At 68.3% G+C, this 20,779-nt stretch carries 20 protein-coding genes; 6 read left to right on the top strand and 14 right to left on the bottom strand.

The window, feature by feature from the left end; translation table 11 throughout:
* Position 1: 1 nt before the first annotated feature.
* The 3 genes from QO015_RS07440 to QO015_RS07450 form a co-directional block, all read right to left on the bottom strand.
* The gene (locus tag QO015_RS07440) at positions 2–1,177 is read right to left on the bottom strand and encodes an ROK family transcriptional regulator (RefSeq protein ID WP_266280377.1); all 1,176 of its coding nucleotides are present in this window, start codon (positions 1,175–1,177) and stop codon (positions 2–4) included.
* 10 nt (positions 1,178–1,187) lie between these two features.
* Complete coding sequence (locus QO015_RS07445; protein ID WP_266280376.1) at positions 1,188–2,828, bottom strand: FGGY-family carbohydrate kinase; 1,641 nt, start codon at positions 2,826–2,828, stop codon at positions 1,188–1,190.
* A gap of 120 nt (positions 2,829–2,948) precedes the next feature.
* Positions 2,949–3,167 (bottom strand): CsbD family protein, encoded by a 219-nt coding sequence (locus QO015_RS07450; RefSeq protein ID WP_266280375.1) that lies wholly within the window; start codon positions 3,165–3,167, stop codon positions 2,949–2,951.
* 143 nt (positions 3,168–3,310) lie between these two features.
* Between QO015_RS07450 and QO015_RS07455 the strand changes: the two genes are divergently transcribed.
* Both QO015_RS07455 and QO015_RS07460 read left to right on the top strand, forming a co-directional pair.
* Positions 3,311–4,423 carry a hypothetical protein gene (locus QO015_RS07455; RefSeq protein ID WP_266280374.1) on the top strand — a complete coding sequence of 371 codons (1,113 nt, stop codon included), beginning with the start codon at positions 3,311–3,313 and terminating at the stop codon, positions 4,421–4,423.
* A gap of 91 nt (positions 4,424–4,514) precedes the next feature.
* Complete coding sequence (locus QO015_RS07460) at positions 4,515–4,862, top strand: RidA family protein (protein WP_266280373.1); 348 nt, start codon at positions 4,515–4,517, stop codon at positions 4,860–4,862.
* A gap of 52 nt (positions 4,863–4,914) precedes the next feature.
* Here the strand turns inward: QO015_RS07460 and QO015_RS07465 are convergent, their stop codons facing one another.
* Positions 4,915–5,613 carry a VIT1/CCC1 transporter family protein gene (locus QO015_RS07465; RefSeq protein ID WP_266280372.1) on the bottom strand — a complete coding sequence of 233 codons (699 nt, stop codon included), beginning with the start codon at positions 5,611–5,613 and terminating at the stop codon, positions 4,915–4,917.
* A gap of 177 nt (positions 5,614–5,790) precedes the next feature.
* Here QO015_RS07465 and QO015_RS07470 point away from each other — a divergent pair, with 177 nt between their 5' ends.
* The 3 genes from QO015_RS07470 (at position 5,791) to QO015_RS07480 (ending at position 8,578) form a co-directional block, all read left to right on the top strand.
* Positions 5,791–7,278, top strand: a complete 1,488-nt coding sequence (locus QO015_RS07470) for an NAD(P)-binding domain-containing protein (protein ID WP_266280345.1) — start codon at positions 5,791–5,793, stop codon at positions 7,276–7,278.
* 134 nt (positions 7,279–7,412) lie between these two features.
* Positions 7,413–7,997 (top strand): amino acid synthesis family protein, encoded by a 585-nt coding sequence (locus tag QO015_RS07475; protein ID WP_266280344.1) that lies wholly within the window; start codon positions 7,413–7,415, stop codon positions 7,995–7,997.
* Entirely contained in the window at positions 7,994–8,578 is a 585-nt protein-coding gene (locus QO015_RS07480) for an amino acid synthesis family protein (RefSeq protein WP_266280343.1), read from the top strand. The genes QO015_RS07475 and QO015_RS07480 overlap by 4 nt, the downstream gene beginning before the upstream one ends.
* Here the strand turns inward: QO015_RS07480 and QO015_RS07485 are convergent.
* The 10 genes from QO015_RS07485 to QO015_RS07530 all read right to left on the bottom strand — a co-directional run bounded on the left by QO015_RS07485 (position 8,538) and on the right by QO015_RS07530 (position 18,827).
* Entirely contained in the window at positions 8,538–9,485 is a 948-nt protein-coding gene (locus QO015_RS07485; RefSeq protein ID WP_266280342.1) for a ketopantoate reductase family protein, read from the bottom strand. The genes QO015_RS07480 and QO015_RS07485 overlap by 41 nt on opposite strands.
* Positions 9,486–9,642: 157 nt before the next feature.
* Positions 9,643–10,839, bottom strand: coding sequence for an amidohydrolase family protein (locus QO015_RS07490; protein WP_266280340.1), 1,197 nt, complete (start codon positions 10,837–10,839; stop codon positions 9,643–9,645).
* A gap of 37 nt (positions 10,840–10,876) precedes the next feature.
* Complete coding sequence (locus QO015_RS07495; RefSeq protein ID WP_266280338.1) at positions 10,877–11,422, bottom strand: MarR family winged helix-turn-helix transcriptional regulator; 546 nt, start codon at positions 11,420–11,422, stop codon at positions 10,877–10,879.
* Between the two features lie 28 nt (positions 11,423–11,450).
* Complete coding sequence (locus QO015_RS07500; protein ID WP_266280336.1) at positions 11,451–12,095, bottom strand: cysteine hydrolase family protein; 645 nt, start codon at positions 12,093–12,095, stop codon at positions 11,451–11,453.
* A gap of 30 nt (positions 12,096–12,125) precedes the next feature.
* Positions 12,126–13,079 (bottom strand): nucleoside hydrolase, encoded by a 954-nt coding sequence (locus tag QO015_RS07505; protein ID WP_266280334.1) that lies wholly within the window; start codon positions 13,077–13,079, stop codon positions 12,126–12,128.
* Positions 13,080–13,088: 9 nt separating this feature from the next.
* Positions 13,089–14,096, bottom strand: coding sequence for a nucleoside hydrolase (locus tag QO015_RS07510; RefSeq protein ID WP_266280333.1), 1,008 nt, complete (start codon positions 14,094–14,096; stop codon positions 13,089–13,091).
* A 17-nt stretch (positions 14,097–14,113) separates the two neighbouring features.
* On the bottom strand, positions 14,114–15,085 hold the full coding sequence (locus QO015_RS07515) for an ABC transporter permease (protein WP_266280332.1): 972 nt from the start codon (positions 15,083–15,085) through the stop codon (positions 14,114–14,116).
* Positions 15,073–16,116 carry an ABC transporter permease gene (locus tag QO015_RS07520; RefSeq protein WP_266280331.1) on the bottom strand — a complete coding sequence of 348 codons (1,044 nt, stop codon included), beginning with the start codon at positions 16,114–16,116 and terminating at the stop codon, positions 15,073–15,075. The genes QO015_RS07515 and QO015_RS07520 overlap by 13 nt, the downstream gene beginning before the upstream one ends.
* Positions 16,113–17,654 carry an ABC transporter ATP-binding protein gene (locus QO015_RS07525; RefSeq protein ID WP_266280329.1) on the bottom strand — a complete coding sequence of 514 codons (1,542 nt, stop codon included), beginning with the start codon at positions 17,652–17,654 and terminating at the stop codon, positions 16,113–16,115. The genes QO015_RS07520 and QO015_RS07525 overlap by 4 nt, the downstream gene beginning before the upstream one ends.
* A gap of 162 nt (positions 17,655–17,816) precedes the next feature.
* Positions 17,817–18,827: a BMP family lipoprotein gene (locus tag QO015_RS07530; protein WP_266280327.1), complete on the bottom strand. Its 1,011-nt coding sequence runs from the start codon at positions 18,825–18,827 to the stop codon at positions 17,817–17,819.
* A gap of 497 nt (positions 18,828–19,324) precedes the next feature.
* Between QO015_RS07530 and QO015_RS07535 the strand changes: the two genes are divergently transcribed.
* Positions 19,325–20,674: an ABC transporter substrate-binding protein gene (locus tag QO015_RS07535; protein ID WP_266280325.1), complete on the top strand. Its 1,350-nt coding sequence runs from the start codon at positions 19,325–19,327 to the stop codon at positions 20,672–20,674.
* Positions 20,675–20,779 lie beyond the last annotated feature (105 nt).

Here is a 20,779-nt window from a genome sequence, read left to right on the forward strand (position 1 = left end):
GCTATCCGCCAGATCCGCCGCCGACATCGGGCGGGTCGCGTGGATCGGGTAGCAGCGTCCCCAGGAAGGGCAGCATCGCCGCGCCGAGCAGCACGCAATCGGGTCCCAGCGTCGCCGGCACGATGTCCGGCAGCCATTGCGGCTGCGTCGGCCCGGTCATCCGTGCCATGCGGATCGCGGCGAAGCGGGTGGCAAAAAGCTCGACGAGGTCGCGCGGCAGGCGGCCGCCGACGTAGATCCGGCCAGGCGCCAGGAAGCCGGAGATGGCGATCGCCGCGTCGGCGAAATGACCGGCGGCACGCCCGAGCCAGCGCTCCACGGCGTCCCTCCCCTCGCGGTCGAGGGCGGGCAGAAAGCGGTCGGGATCGCCGCCGGATTCGATATGGCGGTCGAGCCAGGGGCGCAGCTCGGTGATGGCGGCGGCATCCTCCAGCAATTCGCCGTCCTCGCCGGTGCGCATCTGGCCGATGCGGCCGGCCCGGTCGGAAACGCCATGGAAGAGATGGCCGCGGATCATCAGCCCGGCCCGGACCTCGCGCCCAAACAGCACCTGCACGAAACTGCCGTCGGGCGGCGGATCTCCCAGCAGCCGCTCGCCCAGCGCTGCCGCCACCGAGGACCGTTCGACATGGACGGAATAGGGAGCCAGCACCTCGATGATGCGCGCCGCGTCGAAGGGTGTGCCGATGCCGACGCCGGCGAGTCGCTCCGCGCGCGCGGGGCCGAGGGCGGCGAGCGCGGCATCCGCTGCCGCCCGCATCTGCGGAAGGACATCGTCGACCTCGGCCGAGGCGGCGTCGCGGCGCGCGCGCGCGACGATGCGACCTTTCAGGTCGACGATCGCCGCGGTGACGAAGCGGCTGTCGACGTCGACACCCATGCCATAGGCGCCGTCGCCCTCGATGCCGAAGCGAGCCCCGCGCCCGCCCGAGACCGCGCGGATCAGCCCCTGCTCCTCCAGGCGGCGGATGATGTTGGTGATGCCGGGCGCCGACAGACCGGTGACGTCCGCGAGTTGCAGGCGCGTCAGGCCCTCGCCGCGGCGGAGCGCCTCGAGCGTGACGCGGGCATTGTGATCTGCGGCGTGAACGAGATTGCGGCCGGCCGAACCGCGCAGCGGCGCGCCGCGCTCGCGCATGCCGACGATCCGAGGATGATAGTCCTTGCCGAACGGCATGCCGCCTCCCTCAGGCTTCGAGCGCCTCGCCCATGCGCGCCCGCGCCCGCATCTCGGCCCGCTGCAGATCGAGGAAGATCGCATATTTCGCTGCGTGAATACGCGCCGCGGCGCCCGGCGAGGGCCGGAAGACGGCGGCGAGGCGCGACATGCGGCCGATCGCGGCGAGCGTGTCGGGGAAGTCTCCCGCCGCGACCGCGCCCAGCATCGCCGCACCGAGCAGCACCGGCTCGGCGGCCTCGGGAATGGCGATCGCGCGGCCCGTCGCATCGGCGAGCAGCCGCCGCACGAGATCGCTCTGCCCCGCACCGCCCGAGATCACGATGGTCTCGATCCTGGCTCCATGCGCGTCGAGCGCGTCGACGATCTGGCGCGCGCCATAAGCGAGCCCGCCGAGGCCGGCGAGATAGAGCCGGGCGAGGCTGGCGATATCGCTGTCGAGTCCGAGGCCGAGAATGGTGGCACGGGCGTCGGGATCGGCATTGGGCGCGCGGTTGCCGAGGAATTCCGGCACGACATGCAGCCCCGCCGCAAGGCGGGCGACCGCCTCGGCATCCTTCGCGTCGGCGGCGATGATCTCCTCCAGCAGGGCGAAAAGGCCGATCCCGCGCCGCGCCGCTTCGGCAGTTGCCGCGGGGGTCGCCGTATGCAGCCGCAGGAGATGATCGATGGCCGCGCCGGCGGCCGACTGGCCGCCCTCGTTGAGCCAGAGCCCGGGCAGCATTGCTCCATAATAGGGGCCCCAGACGCCCGGCACGAAGCTCGGCTCGGGCGTCGATGCCATGGCGCAGGCGGACGTGCCGAAGATATAGCCCATCTGCCGCGTCGGATCGGTGGCGCGTCCCTCCATGTCGCGGGCGCCGATCGACCCGAGGCCGCCGGCATGGGCATCGATCAGCGCCGCGCCGACCGCCGTGCCCGGCCGGAGGCCGAGCGCCGCGGCAGCCTCCTCCGTCAGCCCGTTTCCGATCGCGGTGCCCGGTTCGACCACATGCGTGCCGATCCGCACGAAGCCCTCGTCGGCCAGGGCGGCGAGCCCGATCTGGCGGAAGAAGCCCTCGTCCCACCGCTTCTCGTGGGCGAGATAGGTCCATTTGCAGGTGAGCGTGCAGACCGAGCGGTCGAGGCTTCCCGTCGCGCGGAATGTCAGCCAGTCCGAGAGGTCGAAGAAATGCGCCGCCGCCGCGAAGGTCTCCGGCATCCTCTCCGCGAGCCACAGCAGCTTCGGCGTTTCCATCTCGGGCGAGACCTGGCCGCCGACATAGGCGAGAACGGAGTGCTTCGTCTCGTTGATGCGGCGCGTCTGGTCGAGCGCGCGATGATCCATCCAGACGATGATGTCGCGCGCCGGATCGCCGGAGGGGCCGACCGGAAGGCCCGACCCGTCGGCGTTGACAACCACCAGCGAGCAGGTCGCATCGAAGCCGATGCCGGCGACGGTGTCCGGCGCCACGCCGGAAGTCGCCACGGCCTCGCGCACAGCGGCCGAGACGGCGCTCCAGATATCGGCCGACGACTGCTCGACGATGTCGCCGGGCTCATGCCAGATCGCGATCGGGCGCTTCGCGGTTGCGAGCATGCGGCCTTCGGCGTCGAAGACGCCCGCCCGCGCACTGCCCGTGCCGACATCGACGCCGACATAGACCGCCATTGCACCCTCCCCGTTCGAGCCGCGGTCAATGCCGCGCTGTCTCCGCTTCTACCAGCATGAGCCCAAACGAAAAGGGCCGCGCCGAAGCGCGACCCCCTTTCTCCTTGCGGAGCGAATTCGTCAGAGGTTGCGATGGGCCGAATCGCGCAGGCGATCCGCCGTGTCCTTCACCGCGTCCTTGGTCTTGCCGACAGCCTGCTGGACTTCGCCCTTGGCTTCCTGCGCAAGGCCCTCGGCCTGGAGCTTCTCGGAGCCGACTGCCTTGCCGACGCCCTGCTTGACGTTGCCGACGGCCTCGTTGGTAACGCCCTTGATCTTGTCGGTGGTGCTGCTGGTCATCTTGGTTCTCCCGAAGGGTTGGTGGAACACGCAGAGACAATTCCGGGGCCTGAAAAGCGTTCCATGCCCCTGCCCTTTCGGGGTGCCGCCGTCCGCGGAGCGTGCTAGGCATCGACCGCAAAACAAGGTCGGGAGGAACGACGATGTATGGCGATCTGCATGTGATCACGGCCGAGGGCGCCGAGGCGACGCTGGATCTTCGGGGCGGCCATGTCCGCCGCTTTGCGGTCACCGGCGACGGCAGGACGATCGAGCCGACGCACACCGCCCCCTGGGTCGAGGACGGCGCGATCCAGGAAGACGAGAGCATCCTTCCGAACCTGCGCTATCTTTCGGGCGACTTCTTCTGTGCTCCCTTCGCCGACCAGGGGCCCGACGGCGCCCCCTCGCATGGCTGGCCGGGCAATGCCCGCTGGACCGTCCTCGAGACCGTTCCGCATCCCGATGGCGGCACGATCGCCCGCTACGAACTCACCAGGCCGGTGCTCGGCGCCCGCGTCGTCAAGGAATTCGTCCTCAGGGACGGCCATCCCTTCCTCTATCAGCGCCACATCTTCCATGGCGGAGAGGGCGCGATCCCGGTGGCGAGCCACGGCATGACGCGGTTTCCGGCCGGCGGCCGCCTCGCCTTCTCGCCGAAGCGATTCGGCTCCACGCCGCCGAAGGCGCCCGAGCCCGACCCGGCGCTCGGCCGCTCGCTCCTCGCCTACCCCGCGGAGTTCACGGATCTTGCGCGCGTGCCGCTCGCCGATGGCCGCTTCGCCGACATCACGACCTATCCCTTCGGTCAGAAGCACGAGGACTTCGTGATGCTGGTGGAGGCGGAGGGCTCCACGCTCGGCTGGGCGCTGGCGACGCGTCCCGACCAGCGCGACATCTATGTAAGCCTCAAGAACCCGGCCGACCTGCCGGTGACGCTGCTCTGGTTCTCGAATGGCGGTCGCGACTACAAGCCGTGGAACGGCCGCCATGTCGGCGTTCAGGGCATCGAGGAGGGGCGCACCTTCGGCGCCGGCGGCTACGCGGCCTCGATCGCGCCGAACGCGCTGACCGAGCAGGGCGTGCCGACCGCGCTGGTGCTCGACCCTGAGGGCGAGGTCGAGGTGCGGAACGTCATCGGCGGCCTGCCGCTGCCCGCGGGCTGGACGCGCGCCGCCGGCGTCGCGGTCGGTGCCGATTCGCTGACCGTCACCGACGAGAGCGGCGCCAGCCTCACCGTTCCCTACGACGCGAGCTTCCTCGCGCGCGGCCGCTGACCGCGATGACCAAAGAGGCGGGCGGGCTTGACCCGCCCGGCGCGCTCGCCGATAGCGGGCCCGGATTTCCCTGAAGAAGAAGGAGCATTCCATGACGACGATCACGCGCATCGAGAGCGGCCCGCGCATGAGCCAGGCCGTGGTCCATGGCGACCTCGTCTATCTCGCCGGCCAGGTCGGCGAGGGCGACGACGTGGTCGCGCAGACCCGCCATGCGCTGTCGGAGGTCGACCGGCTTCTGGCCGCCGCCGGCTCGAACAAGTCGCGCATCCTCTCGACGACGATCTGGCTGGCCGACATGGCCGATTTTGCAGCCATGAACTCGGTCTGGGACACCTGGGTCGACAAGGCCAATCCGCCGGCCCGCGCCACCGGCGAGGCGAAGCTCGCCGCGCCGAAATACAAGGTCGAGATCATCGTCGTCGCCGCCAAGGCCTGACACGCAAGGCCTGACGCGCAAGACCTGACGGCAGCAAGACCGGCGCGGCGGTTCAGACCGCCGTGCCGACGAGATGGCCGATTCCCGCCGTGACGGCCATGGCGAGCGCTCCCCAGAAGGCGACCCGGACGGCGCCCTTGCCCATGCCGGCGCCGCCGATCCGCGCACCGACCGCGCCGAGAAGCGCCAGGAAGACCAGCGTTGCGCCGGAGACAATGGGCACGATCGCCCCCTCTGGCGCGAGCCAGGCCGAGAGCAGCGGCATCGATGCGCCGGCCGCGAACGTAACGGCCGAAGTCAGCGCCGCCTGCACGGGCCGCGCTTCCGCCGTCTCGGTCAGGCCGAGTTCGTCGCGGGCGTGGGCGCCCAGCGCGTCGCGCGCCGTGAGTTGCACGGCCACCTGCCGCGCCAGCGCCGGGTCGAGGCCGCGTTCGACATAGATCGCCGAGAGTTCGGCCAACTCGGACTCGGCATTCACCGTAAGCTCGTGCTTCTCGCGCGTGAGATCGGCACGTTCCGTGTCCGACTGCGAGCTCACGGAGACATATTCTCCGGCCGCCATGGACATCGCACCGGCGACGAGACCGGCGACGCCGGCCAGCAGCACGTCGCCACGGCCGGTCGCCGCTGCCGCGACGCCGACGATCAGGCTGGCGGTCGAGACGATGCCGTCATTGGCGCCGAGCACGGCGGCGCGCAGCCAGCCGATCCGGTGAACGAGATGCGGTTCCGAATGAGCAGAGGGGGCCATCGTCGATACTCCTTGGAATAGTTCCAATCTCTATAGGCCTTCCGCATGTCGGATGCGCGAAGGCGTGAGCGATGGCGACGCATTGCCGCGGCGCGGGACTTGCCGGCCTGCCGCCATCTTGTGCATGATCAAGTTCTGGGCGGTCATTTTATCGCCCTGACTTCCCCGGAGTTGATCTTGCCGCTCGACGACATCGAGATCGCCATTGCCGAGCCTTCGCTCGCTGCGCTGGCCGAGGCCGCACGCGCCGACATTGCCGCCCTCGCCTATCCGGACAAAGCCTGGGTCGAGGCACGCACGGCGCCCGACGGCACCGAGACAACGGACGTGCTGATCGTTGGAGGCGGCCAGTCCGGCCTCGTGATCGCGGCCGCCCTGCGCCGCGAAGGGGTCCGGCGCGTCGTCGTGATCGATCGCGCGCGAAAGGGCGCCGAAGGGCCTTGGGTGACCTTCGCGCGCATGCCCGAACTCCGGACACCGAAGATCACGGTCGGCATGGATTTCGGCATTCCGACGCTCGGCATCCGCCGCTGGTTCGAGACGCGCTACGGCGTCGAGGCCTGGGAGCGGCTGGTCCGCGTTCCGCGCACCGACTGGATGGACTATCTCAACTGGTATCGCGACGTCTGGGGTATCGCCGTCGAGAGCGAAACCGTCGTCTCGGACATCGCCGAGGGCGCCGACGGCCTTGTCACGGTGACGACCGAAGGCCCGTCCGGCCGGCATGTCCGGCACGCGAGGCTCGTGGTGCTCGCGACCGGCTCCGACGGAGCCGGCGGCTGGCGCGTTCCCGCCTTCATCAGCGACGCGCTGCCCGCCGACCGCTACGCGCACTCCAACCAGCCGATCGATTTCGCGCCGCTCGCAGGCAAGGCGATCGCCATTCTGGGACATGGCGCCTCGGCTTTCGATACGGCGGTCGCGGCGCTGGAGAACGGCGCGGCGAGCGTCGATCTCTGCTTCCGCCGCGACCGCCTGCCGCGCGTCAACCCGCATCGCTATATCGAGAATGCCGGGATCATGACGCATCACGCGCTGCTCGACGACGGCGTGCGCTGGCGCATCGCCCGCCATTTCCGCCTGCACGACCAACCGCCGGCCTGGGCGAGCTTCGAGCGGGCCGTGGTGATGCCGGGCTTCCGGCTGCATGCGGGCACGCCCTGGCTGTCCACCGCGCTCGAAGGCGAGCGCATCCGCATCGAGACGCCGGGCGGGCCGCTCTTCGCCGATTTTCTCATTCCCGCGACCGGGCAGGCGATCGACCCGGCGTCGCGGCCCGAGCTCGCCAATCTCTACCCGCTCGCGGCGCGCTGGCAGGATCGCTTCGCGCCGCCATCGGGCGAGGAGGACGCGACACTGGCCTCCCTGCCCTATCTCGGCGACGCCTATCAGTTCCTGCCGCGCGAGCCCGGGGGCCCGGGCTGGATCGGCCGCGTCCACGCCTTCAACGCCCTCTCGACCGTCAGCCATGGCCCGCATTCGACGTCGATCTCGGGACACCGCCACGCCCTGCCGCGACTGATCCGCGGGCTGACGCGGCAGCTGCTGTTCGACCAGCAGCATGCGCTGATCGACGGCCTCGCCGCCTATGCCGACGAGGACCTGCCGCTGCCCGACGATTTCGAGGCGGCGGCCGCGCTCAACGGCGGCGTCGTCCTTCGCTGATCGCCCTTCGCGCGCGAGGAAAGCGGAGGTGCAGCCACCGCTTTCTTGACAGGCCGAGGGCGGCGACAGATTGTTGATGGTCTAACAATCTCGGTTGCATCGCTGCAACCGGCACGCTTCCAGGGGATGTGCCTATGGCCGATATCAAGGTCCGGAAATTCGTGACGGTGGTCGAGGAGATCCTGCACGAGGGCGGGCCGCCCGCCGCGGTTCCGCCGCGCCGCGCCGTGATCGCGGCGGTGATCGAAAATCCGTTCGCCGGCCGATATGTCGAAGACATCATGTCGCTGATGGACGATCTGAAGCCGCTCGGCATCGAGATGGCGACGCGCCTCGTCAAGGCGCTCGGCGGCGATGCGGGCGTGGTCGAGGGCTATGGCAAGGGCGCCATCGTCGGCGAAGCGGGCGAACTGGAGCATGGCGCGCTCTGGCACAATCCCGGCGGCTATGCGATGCGCGAGCTGCTCGGCGGCGCCAAGGCGATCGTGCCGTCGGCCAAGAAGGTCGGTGGGCTGGGCGCCAAGATCGACATCCCGATCACCCATATCAACGCCTCCTATGTGCGCAGCCATTTCGACGCGATCGAGATCGGCATCGGCGATGCGCCGCGACGCGACGAGATGGTCCTCATCCTCGCGATGACCACCGGAGCGCGCGTCCATGCGCGAGTCGGCGGCCTCGCCAAGGAAGACATCAAGGCGGGGGACGGCCTCCGGTGAGCGCCAGGATCAGGAAGATCGTCACGATCCTCGAGGAAACGCTGATCGAGGAGGGCCGGCCCGTCTCGCCGCCGGTGCGCCGCGCCGCGGCGATCGCGGTCATCGAGAACCCCTTCGCCGGCCGCTATGTCGAAGACCTCTCCGAACTCTTCGCCGCCGGCGAGGAACTCGGCGGGCTCCTGGGCGAGCGGGCGCGGGCGGCGCTGGACATCCCCGGCCCGTCGGTCGAGAGCTTCGGCAAGGCCGCCGCGGTGGGCGCCGATGGCGGCCTCGAACATGCCGCCGCCCTGCTCCACCCGAAGCTCGGCGCACCGCTGCGCGCTCTGCTCGGCAAGGGCGCGGCGCTGATTCCGTCCGCGAAGAAGCGGGCCGGCCCCGGCGCGACCTTCGACATCCCGCTCGGCCACAAGGACGCAGCGCGCGTGCGCAGCCATTTTGACGGCATGGAGGTGAGCATCGGCGACGCGCCGCGTGCCGACGAGATCGCCGTCGCGGTGGCGCTGACCGATTCAGGCCGGCCGCATCCGCGCGTCGGCGGTCTCAGGAAGGCCGATGTGAAGGGCGAGGACGGGCTGGTCTGAACGACCGCCCGACGCCGGCCGCCGCCGTCTCCCGCAGCTTGACGAGCAGCAGCAGGGCGCGGTTGACGGGCGTCGCGATCCCGACCGCGGCGCCCCTGGCCACGACATAGCCGTTGAGATGATCGATCTCGGTCGGACGGCCGCGCGCGAGGTCCATCGCCGTCGACGACATCTGGCCCTCCATGGTCGAGGCGATGGCGCGGACCTTCTCCCAGAGATCGTCCGGGAGGAGGATGCCGGACGCCGATGCCACCGCGCTGCATTCGTCGACCACGTCGCGCATCATGTCGGGGACGCCCGGCTCGGCGACGAACACGCCATAGGGCAGTTCGGCGATGGCCGAGATGGCGTTGTAGGCGCAATTGATGACGAGCTTGGTCCAGAGCGCGCCGGCCACCTCCCCTGAGACCGTCACCGGCAGGGCGGCCGCGGTGAAGGCGGCGGCGAAGTCCTCGTTGCCGGGGCCGGGCTCGACGATCAGTTCGCCCCGCCCGTGATGGCGGACATGCCCGGGCCCCGCCATGCCCGCCGCCACATAGACGACGCTGGCGCTGACCGGTCGGCCGAGCGTCGCCGCCAGGCGCTCGGCATTGTCGACGCCGTTCTGCAGGCTCCAGATCGCCGTCGACGGTCCGAGATGCGGCCGGATCGTCTCGCCGGCGATCTCGGTATCTGTGGACTTGACGCAGAAGAGAACGAGATCGGCCCCGGCGACGGCGGCGGGATCCTCTGTCGCGGCGAGTGAGACGCGATGAATCCCGTCGGCCCGCTCGATGACGAGGCCCTCGCGCCGGATCGCCTCGACATGCACCGGCCGCGCGACCAGCGTCACCTCATGCCCGACGCGCGCGAGCATGCCGCCGAAATAACAGCCGACCGCGCCGGCCCCCATGACCACGATCTTCACGTCGCTCTCTCCCTGATCGGCGATCGCAACATGATAGATCAGAAACGCCGGCAGATTGTTGCGAAGCCGGCAGGGCTGCCATCCCGCGGATGCAACGGTCGCCTGATCTTCTTCGCTCCCAGAGAGTTGCCCTTCGGCAGCGCGGGCTCGCGATGCCTCAGTTCACCACCGTCGCCATGGTTTCGGCAGGCGGGGTGTTGCGCGAGCGCTGGGTGCGGATGACGCCGTCGATCACCGTCATCGAGATGCCGGGCAGGTCGCCGAGCGCGATCGACTCCAGCAGCGTTCCGCCGGCCGATTTCTGCGGCCGGTCCATGAAGACGAAGTCGGCGGCACGGCCGACCTCGATGATCCCGCAATCGAGGTCGCGGATGCGGGCGGTGTTTCCGGTCGCGAAACAGATCGCCACCTCGGCCGGCACGCCGCCGATCGAACAGAGCAGCGAGATGGTGCGCAGGATGCCGAGGGGCTGCACGCCGGAGCCGGCCGGCGCATCCGTGCCGAGCAGGACGCGGTGAAGCGCGCCGATCTCGGTCGCGGTCTTCAGCGCCACGAGCGCGGCGCGCGGATTGCCGTTGTGCACGATCTCGATGCCGCGTTCGCAGCTCTTGCAGAGGGCGATGATCTGGTCGTCGGGCAGCGCCGTCGGGCCGCCATTGATATGGGCCATGACATCGGCGTCGGCGGCGAGCACGACGTCCTTGTCGATGAGAGCCGAGCCGGCGATGGACGGGCCGCCGGTATGCGTCATCGACTTCATGCCGTATTTGCGCGCCCAGGCTACCATCTGCCGGGCCGTCTCGGCGTCCTTCACCGAGCCGAGGCCGACCTCGCCGATCTGGCGGACGCCTGCCCGGGCGAGCTCGGCGAAATCCTCTTCCGTCATGCCATGCTCGATGGCCGGCGCGCCGGCGACCACCTTGACGCCGGAGGGGCGGAAATTCTCGAATTGGCGCTGCGCCGAGATCGCCATGGCCTTCAGCCCGACGATGTCGCGCGGCCGGCCCGGCGTATGCACCTCGCCGGCCGAAATCATGGTGGTGACGCCGCCATGCAGGCAGGAATCGATCCAGCCGAACTGGTTCTGGCGCGGCGTCCAGTCGCCGGCGACCGGGTGGGCGTGACTGTCGATGAGGCCGGGCGTGACCGCCGAGCCATGCGCGTCGATCCGTGTCGTAGCGCCGGAGGTGTCGATGTCGGCGCGCTTGCCCACCGCGGTGATACGGCCGTTCTCGGCAACGATCGTATCGGCATCGAGAATGGGCTGCGCGAGGTCGCCCGAAAGGAGCAGGCCGATATTCTCGATGACGAGCTTGGTCGGGCCCGCGCTGGCGGCCGGAGCATCATGGCTCATGGAGCGTCCTTTCGGTCATTTCAAATCGCGCCCGCGCTCACGCGTCGGGAAGATCATCCGCATCGGCCACGCGGCGGAGCATTTCCATGAAGAGCGGCCGCTCGCTGGGCTTCAGCGGCGACAGCACGCGGCGGCCGACCTCGACGCTCTTGGCGAGCAGTGGCTCCGTGTATTCGAGCCCCTTGCGCGTGAGGCGGATCATCGACAGGCGCTGATCGTCGGGCGAGGCGGTCCGCTCGACGAGGCCGTGCTTCGACAGCTTCCGGATCACGATGCTGATCGTCGAGGGATCCATCGCCGTCAGCCGGCCAAGCTGGTTCTGCGACACCTCGCCATGCTTCATGATCGTGGCGAGGGCGGCGAGCTGGGTCGGCGTCAGGTCGTGCGCGCCGAGCACTTCCTGGAAGCGCATGGTCGCGCGCTGATGGGCGCGACGGATGATATGCGCCGGATGGACCGACAGTTCGTAGCCCGAGGCTGCCAACAGCTCCCGCGGGGTCGGCTCCGCAGCCCCCGACCGTGTCGGCGCGTCGTCCGCGCCGAGGGCCGCCAGGCCGCCGTTCCCCTCTTCCTCAGAAGCCATACGCCAAACCTCTCGCTCCGCGCCGCGCTCAGGCGGCGATCTGCTCGTTGTCGATCACGGCACCGGATGTCAGGGCAGCGACGACGCTCGCCGCATCGCTGACGACGCCGAAATGGGTCGCGATGTCGTAGAGGGTCGATTCCTGCTCGCGCGGGCCGGTCGCCGCACAGCAATCGCGCGGGACGACAACCTCATAGCCGTTGAAGAAGGCGTCGTGAACGGTCGATCGCACGCAGATATTGGTGACGACGCCGAACACGATCACCTGCTCGATCAGCATGTCCTTCAGCACCAGATCGAGATCGGTCTGGAAGAAGCTGGAATAGCGATGCTTGATCACGTGGATCTCGTCGTCGCGTGCGCCGAGGTCCTCGATGATCTCCGTCGCCCAAGTGCCCTCGACGCCGTGCGGCGTGCGCTTCAGATATTCGCGGTCTCGCCGCATGTTGCGGCGGTGGCTGTCATGCACCCAGATCACCGGAACGCCGGTCTTGCGCGCCGCCTCGATGACCGAGAGTTGCGGGCCGACCAGCGTCTCGTAGCCCGGCAGGACCATGCGCCCGCCCGGCTTGCAGAACTCGTTGATCATGTCGACGACGATGACCGCCGCCCGGGCCGGGTCGAGCTTCACCTGTTCGGGATTGTTGTGGGCCGAGAAGACATCGACGGACATAAGGGGTGTCTCCGCTTTGGGCTCGGGGGATCAGTCGCGCAGCAGGCTGTAGAGCAGCTCGAAGAAGCGGTCCGCATCGACCTCGGTGCAGATCTCGGCATTGTCGGGCAGCCCGCGCTCCTTCCAGAAATCGGCAACCGTGGCGCCGAACGCGTAGGTCCCTGCAAGATCGACGCCGATATGCGCCGGCCGGGTGCGCACCAGCGTCGGATCGATGATCAGGGCGAGCGCCAGCGGGTCGTGCAGCGCGCCGCCGACGCCCATCGAGTTGCGGTGCAGCTTCTCGTAGAACAGCAGCCAGTCGTTGACGACGCGGCCGAGCTCGGTGTCGATCTTGCGGAACTCCGCATATTGCGGCTCCTCGACCAGCACCTGCATCGTCACGTCGAGCCCGACCATGGTCAGCTTGACGCCGCTGTCGAGCACGATCTTCAGCGCCTCGGGATCGCAGAAGGCGTTGAACTCGGTCGGCGTGATGATCTCGCTCTTGCGATAGAAGACGCCGCCCATCCAGGTGATGTCTTTGATCTTCGGCAGCAGCTCCGGATATTTGAGCACGAACAGGCCCATATTGCAGAGCGGGCCGGTCGCGACGATCCGCAGCGGCTCGTCCTGCTCGCGCAGCGTCCTGGCGATGAAATCCACCGCATGCATCGGCTCGACCGTCTTGGTCGCCATCGGCAGATAGGGCGAGCCCTCGAGGCCGGAGGGGCCGTCGGCGGTGCCGAGAACCAGCGGACGGGCGAGCGGGCGATAGCAGCCGGCCGCGACGGGCACGTCGCCGGCGCCGATGAATTCGAGGATACGCAGCGCATTCGACACGCATTTGTCGAGTTCGGCGTTGCCGCAGGTGACGGTGACGCCGAGGAGGTCAATCGCCTTGGAGCGATGCGCCATCACGAGGGCGATGGCGTCGTCATGGCCCGGATCGCAATCGAGGATGATCGGCGTCGGGCGGGTCGGGGAATTGGCAAGCGTGGTCATCGTCCGTCCTCAGGCCGCCTTGTAGAGCGCGATCGTCTCTTTGAAGAGCTTCATGAACCGACGTCCGTCGATATCGGTGCAGATGCGAGTCGTCTTCGGTCCACCACCGGGCAAGAGCTGCCGGCCGCGATAGGCGACGGTCTGGCCGCGCGCCAGCCGCCCGTCGAGGACGATGTCGCAGAAGAGCGGCTCGGTCATGGTGCAGAGCGTCGGATCGAAGGCCAGCGCGACCGTGATGATGTCGTCCATCGGGAAGCCGACGAGATCGAAGAACTCGCGCCAGATGTCGATATAGATCGGGAAGGTCTCGCGGATCATGGCGAGCACCGGATGATCCCCGGCGCTCTCCAGATCGGCGAGGTCGTCGCGCGTCAGCATCGAGGCGGCGGCGCGGTTGTCCTCGCAGACATCGAGCGGCACGAGGATCGTCTCGACGCCCTGGTTGAGGACGACGCGGGCGGCCTCGGCGTCGGCCCAGATATTGTACTCGCTGAGCGGCGTGATGTTGCCCGGCGTGACGAAGTTGCCGCCGAGCAGGCACATGCGCTTCACGTTGTCCTTGAGGCGCTCCTCCTGCAGGAAGGCCATCGCGAGATTGGTCATCGGCCCGGTGGCGACCAGCGTGATCTCGCCGGGCGAACCCATCACGGTGTCGATGATGAAATCGGCCGCATGCTTGTCGATCGGTGCGTGGCTCGGCTTCGGCGCCGGTGGATTGAACTTCTTCAGCCGCTCGCCGAAGCGGGCCGTCAGCCGCTTCTCGAAATGGACCGGTGCTTCCATGTCGGCCTTGGCGTTTCCGACGATCGGGCGCCAGGCGCCCTTGGCGACGGGAATGTCGGTGCGGCCGGCGAGCGCCAGCGTGTTGAGGACGACATTCGTCACCTGCTCGATCGGCCCGGCGGCGCCGGTGCAGGTGGTGACGCCTTCCAGCTTCACCTGCGGCGAGACCGCGGCGAAGAGCACGGCGAGGATATCGTCGCCGGCCGAATCGACGTCGAGGATGATGCGTTCCATCTTGGGTCCGTTTCCGGTCATGGCTGCGAGGCGGTGTTGGGCTTGACGGAGAGCGCGCGCCCCATCGAGGCGAGCGTTTCCTGGATGATGCGCGGCCGGGCGCGATAGGAAAGGGCGAATAGCGCCGCAAGGGCCACGAGATAGGGGATAGCGAGGATCACATAGGACGAGACACCGAGCGTCTGCATACGGAGCGCCAGCGCATCGGAGAACCCGAACAGCAGGCAGCCTGCCAGGATGCGCAGCGGATCACCGGCGGAGAAGATGAGGATCGCCACCGCCATGAAGCCGCGCCCGGACGACATGTTTTCGGTGAACATGGTCGTGTAGCCGAGCGAGAGATGGGCGCCCGCGAGCCCCGCGAAGACGCCGCAGAGCAGCGAGGACGTATAGCGGATGCGCGCGATCGAGATGCCGAGTGCCTCGGCCGCCTCCGGCTTCTCGCCGACGACGCGGATATAGAGGCCGAGCTTGGTGCGCTTGTAGAAGAGGATGAAGAGCGGCACAGCGATGAAGGCGACGTAGACGAGCGGCGTGTAGCCCGAGATCATCTGGCCGAACCAGCCCATCTCGCGCGCGAAGGGCAGCCGCACCACCGGCAGGCCGACGAGGCCGTGCCCGAAGATCGATCCGCGCGTGCCGAAGATCGCCTTGAGCAGCGACACGGTCATGCCGCCGGCAAGGATGTTGAGCGCGAGGCCGACCACGACCTCGTTGGCGCGGAAGGTGACGACGAGCAGCGCGAAGGTGAAGGCGAGCGCCAGCGCGGCGAGCACGCCGCAAAGCATGCCGATCCAGGGCGATCCGGTCGCGATGGTGCCGATCACCGCGAAGAAGGCGCCGAGCAGCATCTGGCCCTCGAGGCCGATATTGAAGATGCCGGCGCGCGTCGTGAACGAGCCGCCGAGCGCCACGAGCAGGATCGGCGCCGTGGTCCGGAGCGTTGCGACGACGAGCGTCACATTGAAAAGGCGTTCTAGAATTTCCAACGGCGCTCTCCCGCGGAACTGTCGGACGGGCGGCGGCGGATGACGATCTGCGCCGAAACGGCCAGGATGATGAGGGCCTGGATGACGGTGATGATCTCGCGCGAGGCGGTGGTGTCGACCTCGAGCAGCAGCGAGCCGCTCCTGAGCGCGCCGAAGAACAGCGCCGTGCCGATGGTGCCGATCGGACTGCCATTGGCGAGCAGTGCCGCGATGACGCCGTCGAAGCCGAAGCCGGGCGCGAACCCTTCCATGAAGCGGTGATGCACGCCGAGCGACTCGATGCCGCCCGCGAGGCCGCCTACGGCGCCCGAGACGAGCAGCAGCACGAAGGTCTGCTTCTTGATGTCGATGCCGCCATATTCGGCGAATTTGGGATTGGCGCCCATCTCGGTGACGGCATAGCCGCGCGCCGTGCGCGTGAAGAACAGCCACACGCCGATGGCGAGCGCGATGCCGATGAAGAGCCCCCAGTTCGCGCGCGAATAAGAGAAGATCTGCGGGAGATAGGCGCTTTCGAGGATCGGCGGCGTGTCGGGGGCGCCGCCCGCCCGCTTGAAGACGTTGATGGTGAGATAGGACGTCGCCAGCACCGCGACATAGTTGGCGAGGATCGTCGAGACGACCTCGTTCGTGTTGTAGCGGGCGCGGAAGAAGGCGGGGATCGCAATCCAGGCCATGCCCATCAGGGCGGCGAAGCCGAGCCCGACCAGCACATGCAGCGCATGCGGCATGCCGAAGCTGAAGCCGACCCAGGTCGCCGCGAAGCCACCCACGAAGAGCTGGCCCTCGATGCCGATATTGAACAGTCCGCCGCGCAGCGAGATGCAGGCGGCGATGCCGCAGACGAGGATCGGCGTCGTCTGAAGCAGCGTGCCCGCGATCCGCTCGGGGCTGCCGAAGGCGCCGTCGAGCAGGGTGACGAGGACTTTCCACGGGCTCTCGTTGACGGTCAGGATGACCACCGCTCCGAGGGCGAGCGCGATGAAGATCGCGATCATCTGCCCGAGATAGGGCGACAGGCGGTCGATCATGCCACGGCCTCCCGTTCGACCCTGTGGCCGTCGGCATCGACGCCGGCCATCATCAGTCCAAGGCGTTCCTCGGAGACGGCGCCGCCGTCGACATCGCCCATGATCCGTCCCGCGAACATCACGAGGATGCGGTCGGCGAGCGCGATCAGCTCGTCGAGCTGAACGGAGATCAGCAGGATCGCCTTGCCCTCGCCGCGCTGGCGCATGATCTCGGAGTGGATCTGCTCGGTGGCGCCGATATCGACGCCGCGCGTCGGCTGGTCGACGAGCAGCACGCTCGCATCGCCGGAGAATTCGCGCGCCAGCACGACCTTCTGGATATTGCCGCCGGAAAGGCTTTTCACCGGCGTCTCGGCGCTGCGGGTGCGGATGTCGAAGCGCTCGATGAGCTTTTTCGATTGCGCCGCCAGATAGGATCGGTCGATGACGCCGTGGCGCGACCAGGGCGCGCGGTCCTGCCGCCCCATGAGGAGATTGAGCGAGACGCTCGCATTGCGATCGACGCCGCGCACGAGGCGGTCACCCGGAACATGGCCGACGCCGGCGGCGCGGATGGCGCGCGGCGAGAGGCCGACGAGCGGGCGGCCGGCGAGGGAAACGGCGCCATGCGTCGCGGGCCTGAGGCCCGAGAGAACCTCGGCGAGTTCCGTCTGGCCGTTGCCGGCGACGCCGGCGATGCCGACGATCTCGCCAGCCCGTACGTTGAAGGTCACGCCGCGCAGCGCATGCAGGCCGCGATCGTCGCGCGCCCAGAGATCGGCGACCGAAAGCACGGGTGCGCCGGCGACCGGCGGGCGCGGGCGGCGGTCGAAGGAAACGAGGCGGCCGACCATCATCTGCACGAGGTCGGACTTGGTGAGTTCCGATGTCGGCCGCGTCGCGACCTCGCGGCCATGGCGCAGCACGGTCACCGTGTCGGAGACTTCCATCACCTCTTCCAGGTGATGGGAGATGAAGAGCACGGTCATGCCCTGGGCGACGAAGCCCCGCAGCGTCTCGAAGAGATCGCGGCTCTCCTGCGGCGTCAGCACCGCGGTCGGCTCGTCGAGGATGATGGTGCGGGCGCCGCGCGCGAGCACCTTCAGGATCTCGATGCGCTGCTCGATGCCGACCGAAAGCAGGCCGACGCGCTCGCTCGGATCGACCTTCAGGCCGAAGCGGCGCGACAGTTCGGCGGTTCGTTCGATCTGCGCGGCATGATCGATGAGGCCGCCCTTCACGATCTCCATGCCGAGAAAGACGTTCTCGGCGACGGTCAGCGAGGGCACCAGCTTGAAATGCTGGTGAACCATGCCGATTCCGGCGGCGATCGCCGCGGCGGGGTTGGGCAGCTGCGTCGGCTGCCCGTCGATCAGGATCTCGCCCTCGTCGGGCTGGAGCAACCCGAACAGCACGTTCATCAGCGTCGTCTTGCCGGCGCCGTTCTCGCCGATGATGGCGTGGATGCTGCCACGGCGGACGGCGAGGCTCACCGCCTCGTTGGCGGTGAAGCTGCCGAAACGCTTGGTGATCGATCTGAGCTCGACGGCGAGGGTCATTGGGTTCGCTCGAAGCGCGGCTTCACAGGGCTCTCGCCGCTCGATGCGGGAGAGGCAATTCGCGTCATCAACACCACCGTCATGCCCGGACTTGGCCCGGACATGACGGTGCTTGCTGGCTGAGGCCCGCTGCGTTCGGCAGCCGAAGCCCCGGGACGCGACTTACTTGACGGTCGGGACAGTGATCTTGCCGTCGACGACCTCGGCCTTGAGCTCCTCGACGCGGCTCTTCACCTCGGCGGGAATCTTGTCCGTGACCTTCGGGCAGAGCAGCAGCTCGACGCCGCCGGTCTTGAGGTCATAGGTGTGGATGGAGCCGGGCTCGATCGGCTTGCCGTCGACCAGGTCCTTGACGAGGTTGTAGACCGCAACGTCGCCGCGCTTGAGCATCGAGGCCATGACATGGCCGGGCGCCACGTCGCACTGGTCGATGTCGACGCCGATCGAATACTTGCCGGCGGCGGCGGAGGCCTGCAGCACGCCCTCGCCGGTCGGACCGGCCACGTTGTAGACGATGTCCGAGCCCTGGCCGTAGAGCGCCATGGTCAGCTCGGAGCCCTTGGCCGGATCGTCAAAGGTGCCGGCGAAGACGCTGTCGACGCGGACGTCCGGCGCGGCGGCCTTGGCGCCGGCCTCGTAGCCGCCGAGGAAGTCGCGGATGACGGGGATGTCGCGGCCGCCGACGAAGCCGATCGCCTTGCCGTCGCCGAGACCCTCGATCGCGCTGCCCTTCTCGGCCATCAGCGCGGCGAGGGCGCCGGCGAGGAACGAGCCCTGGTTCTGCGCGAAGTTCGCATAGATGATCTGCTTGGAATCGAGCACGCCGTCGATGAACACGAACTTGGTGTTCGGATAGGCGGCGGCGGCCTTCTGCAGCGCGTCGACCAGCTCCCAGCCCATGACGAAGACGAGATCGTATTCGCCGGACTTGCCGACATTGTTGAACTGCTCTTCATAGTCGAGCGCGCGGTTGCCGGTGTCGATCAGCTTCACTTTGACGCCGAGATCGGTCTCGGCCTTCTTGAGGCCGTTGACGATCGACACGCCGAAGCCCTGGGCGAAATAGCCCGAGATGGCCGCGATCGAGACGTCCTTGGCGGACGCGGCCGTGGCGGCGAGCGCGAGCGCCGAGGCGCCGCAGATCGCGATGAGACGACGGGACCAGCTGGACATGATGAACCCTACCCCTGGAGTTGATTGAGCCGCCCGCTCCCCGGGCACGGCACGCCACCGTCGATGCGAAAGGACCGGCTTCGTTGTTCCCTGCGCCGGACCGATATCGTTGATGGTCATACAATCCTGCCTCAGTTTCGGCGCTTGTCAACGGGCTTCGATGCCCGCTTTGCGATCACGCCTGACTCAAGGGCAGGCATGAACGGCCGACGGCGCGGCCTTGACCTCGCGGGCCGTGCCCGAAACCCGATACCGCGCCGCGAGTTGGCGCTTTCCCTCGCCCGCGCGACGTGTGACGCCGAGCGGGACCAGGCAGTTGCCCACCGCCTGACTGGTTAATTTTCGCGCCCGGAAGAAGTGCGTCAGCACATTTTTTTGGCATGCACGCCTGATTGACAAAATCCGAAACCGGCGCACAGGATTGTTAGACCATCAACGAATTGGTCCCGGCGCATCGCCGTGGAGGGATGCTCCGGTTGGCTGGAACGGAGAGTCGCATGCCAACAATCAAGCAGGGAACCAAGCGTCGCTCGCCATGGAAACTGGCGGCCGGCATTCTGACCGCGGCGTCGGTCGGCCTCGCCCTCGCGGCCGGTCCCGCCGCCGCCGACGGCATCACGCTGAAGGTGTTCGGCGGCTCGACGCTGGACAAGCTCGCGCCCCGTCAGGCCCCCGAGGTCCAGGCCAAGATCCAGCAGGAGGTCATCGACGGCTTCCTGAAGGCCAATCCCGATGTCGCGGCGGTGGAGTGGGACGCGCAGGGCCCGCAGGGCGACGCGATCCAGCGGGTGATGACCGCCCGCATGGCCGACCAGGAGATGGACCTCATCGCCTGCCCGGCCTTCTACACCAACGGCGCCTATGTCCGTCGCAAGCTGGTGATGCCCATCACCGACCAGATCAAGCCGTTCCAGGACCGGATCGACGCCGCCGCGCTCGGCGCGTTCACGATCAACGGCGAAGTCTATGGCGTGCCGATCTCCACGCTGTCGACCTCGACGATCTACTACAATGTCGACCTCTTCAAGAAGCTCGGCATCCCGATCCCGCCGACCTACGACGATCTCAAGGCGGCCGTGCCGAAGTTCAAGGAAGCGGGCATCATCCCGCTGCTGCACCAGGGCTCGAACACGGTCATGTGGCCGATGTGGTATTTCGAGACGCTGTCGCAGTCGACCGGCGACGCCGTCGCCAAGACGCAGAAGAACCTCGAGGGCACGGCGAAGTTCTCGGATGCGCAGGATGTCGAGGCCTTCGCGCTGATCAAGCAGTGGGTCGACGACGGCATCCTGTCGAAGGACTCGCTCGCGGTCGACATGGACGGCATGCGCGCCGCCTTCGCGTCGGGCAAGAGCGCCATGTATTACGGCGGCACCTGGGAAATCCCCTCGCTCCAGTCGAGCGTGAAGGACTTCCAGTGGGGCGTGTTCGCCTTCCCGAAGATGCCCGGCACGCCCGGCAATCCGGGCCATGGCGGCGGCGCCGACAACGGCATCTGCGTCTCGGCCTCGATCCCGCCCGAGAAGCTCGACGCCGCCATCCGCTTCATCGGCTACCTGACGCAGCCCGAGGTCGCGAGCCTCTATCTCGCCCCCGAGCAGCCGATCGCCGCTTCGATCAAGGGCGTGCCGCAGATCGAGGACGCCTATGCCGTCGAGCTGCGCAAGGAAGCCTTCCCGGCGACGATCAAGTTCCTCGACTGGATCTGGCCGTCGGAAGTCTCGACCGCGACCGCCTCGGCCATCGCCGGCGTCGTCGGCGGCACGACGACCCCCGAGGCCGCCGCGCAGTCGATCCAGGCAGTGTTCGACGATCTCAAGGCACAGGGTCAGTGGCCGCCCAAGTAAGGGCAGCCCGGCAAGGGCAGCCAAAGCAAGGGCACCCGAAATGAGCTGCTGACCCATACGGCCGCCCCCCCCCCGACCCTCCCCTGGGGGCGGCCGCCCTCCCCG

This window comes from Kaistia geumhonensis, assembly GCF_030815145.1.
GTDB classification, from domain to species: Bacteria; Pseudomonadota; Alphaproteobacteria; order Rhizobiales; family Kaistiaceae; genus Kaistia; species Kaistia geumhonensis.

Coding starts and splice junctions, on each gene's coding strand:
- QO015_RS07450 (WP_266280375.1), bottom strand. CDS start 3,167: ATGACCAGCAGCACCACCGACAAGATCAAGGGCGTTACCAACGAGGCC.
- QO015_RS07490 (WP_266280340.1), bottom strand. CDS start 10,839: ATGAGCCATGATGCTCCGGCCGCCAGCGCGGGCCCGACCAAGCTCGTC.
- QO015_RS07465 (WP_266280372.1), bottom strand. CDS start 5,613: ATGGCCCCCTCTGCTCATTCGGAACCGCATCTCGTTCACCGGATCGGC.
- QO015_RS07440 (WP_266280377.1), bottom strand. CDS start 1,177: ATGCCGTTCGGCAAGGACTATCATCCTCGGATCGTCGGCATGCGCGAG.
- QO015_RS07475 (WP_266280344.1), top strand. CDS start 7,413: ATGGCCGATATCAAGGTCCGGAAATTCGTGACGGTGGTCGAGGAGATC.
- QO015_RS07525 (WP_266280329.1), bottom strand. CDS start 17,654: ATGACCCTCGCCGTCGAGCTCAGATCGATCACCAAGCGTTTCGGCAGC.
- QO015_RS07500 (WP_266280336.1), bottom strand. CDS start 12,095: ATGTCCGTCGATGTCTTCTCGGCCCACAACAATCCCGAACAGGTGAAG.
- QO015_RS07495 (WP_266280338.1), bottom strand. CDS start 11,422: ATGGCTTCTGAGGAAGAGGGGAACGGCGGCCTGGCGGCCCTCGGCGCG.
- QO015_RS07505 (WP_266280334.1), bottom strand. CDS start 13,079: ATGACCACGCTTGCCAATTCCCCGACCCGCCCGACGCCGATCATCCTC.
- QO015_RS07530 (WP_266280327.1), bottom strand. CDS start 18,827: ATGTCCAGCTGGTCCCGTCGTCTCATCGCGATCTGCGGCGCCTCGGCG.
- QO015_RS07460 (WP_266280373.1), top strand. CDS start 4,515: ATGACGACGATCACGCGCATCGAGAGCGGCCCGCGCATGAGCCAGGCC.
- QO015_RS07455 (WP_266280374.1), top strand. CDS start 3,311: ATGTATGGCGATCTGCATGTGATCACGGCCGAGGGCGCCGAGGCGACG.
- QO015_RS07535 (WP_266280325.1), top strand. CDS start 19,325: ATGCCAACAATCAAGCAGGGAACCAAGCGTCGCTCGCCATGGAAACTG.
- QO015_RS07445 (WP_266280376.1), bottom strand. CDS start 2,828: ATGGCGGTCTATGTCGGCGTCGATGTCGGCACGGGCAGTGCGCGGGCG.
- QO015_RS07510 (WP_266280333.1), bottom strand. CDS start 14,096: ATGGAACGCATCATCCTCGACGTCGATTCGGCCGGCGACGATATCCTC.
- QO015_RS07520 (WP_266280331.1), bottom strand. CDS start 16,116: ATGATCGACCGCCTGTCGCCCTATCTCGGGCAGATGATCGCGATCTTC.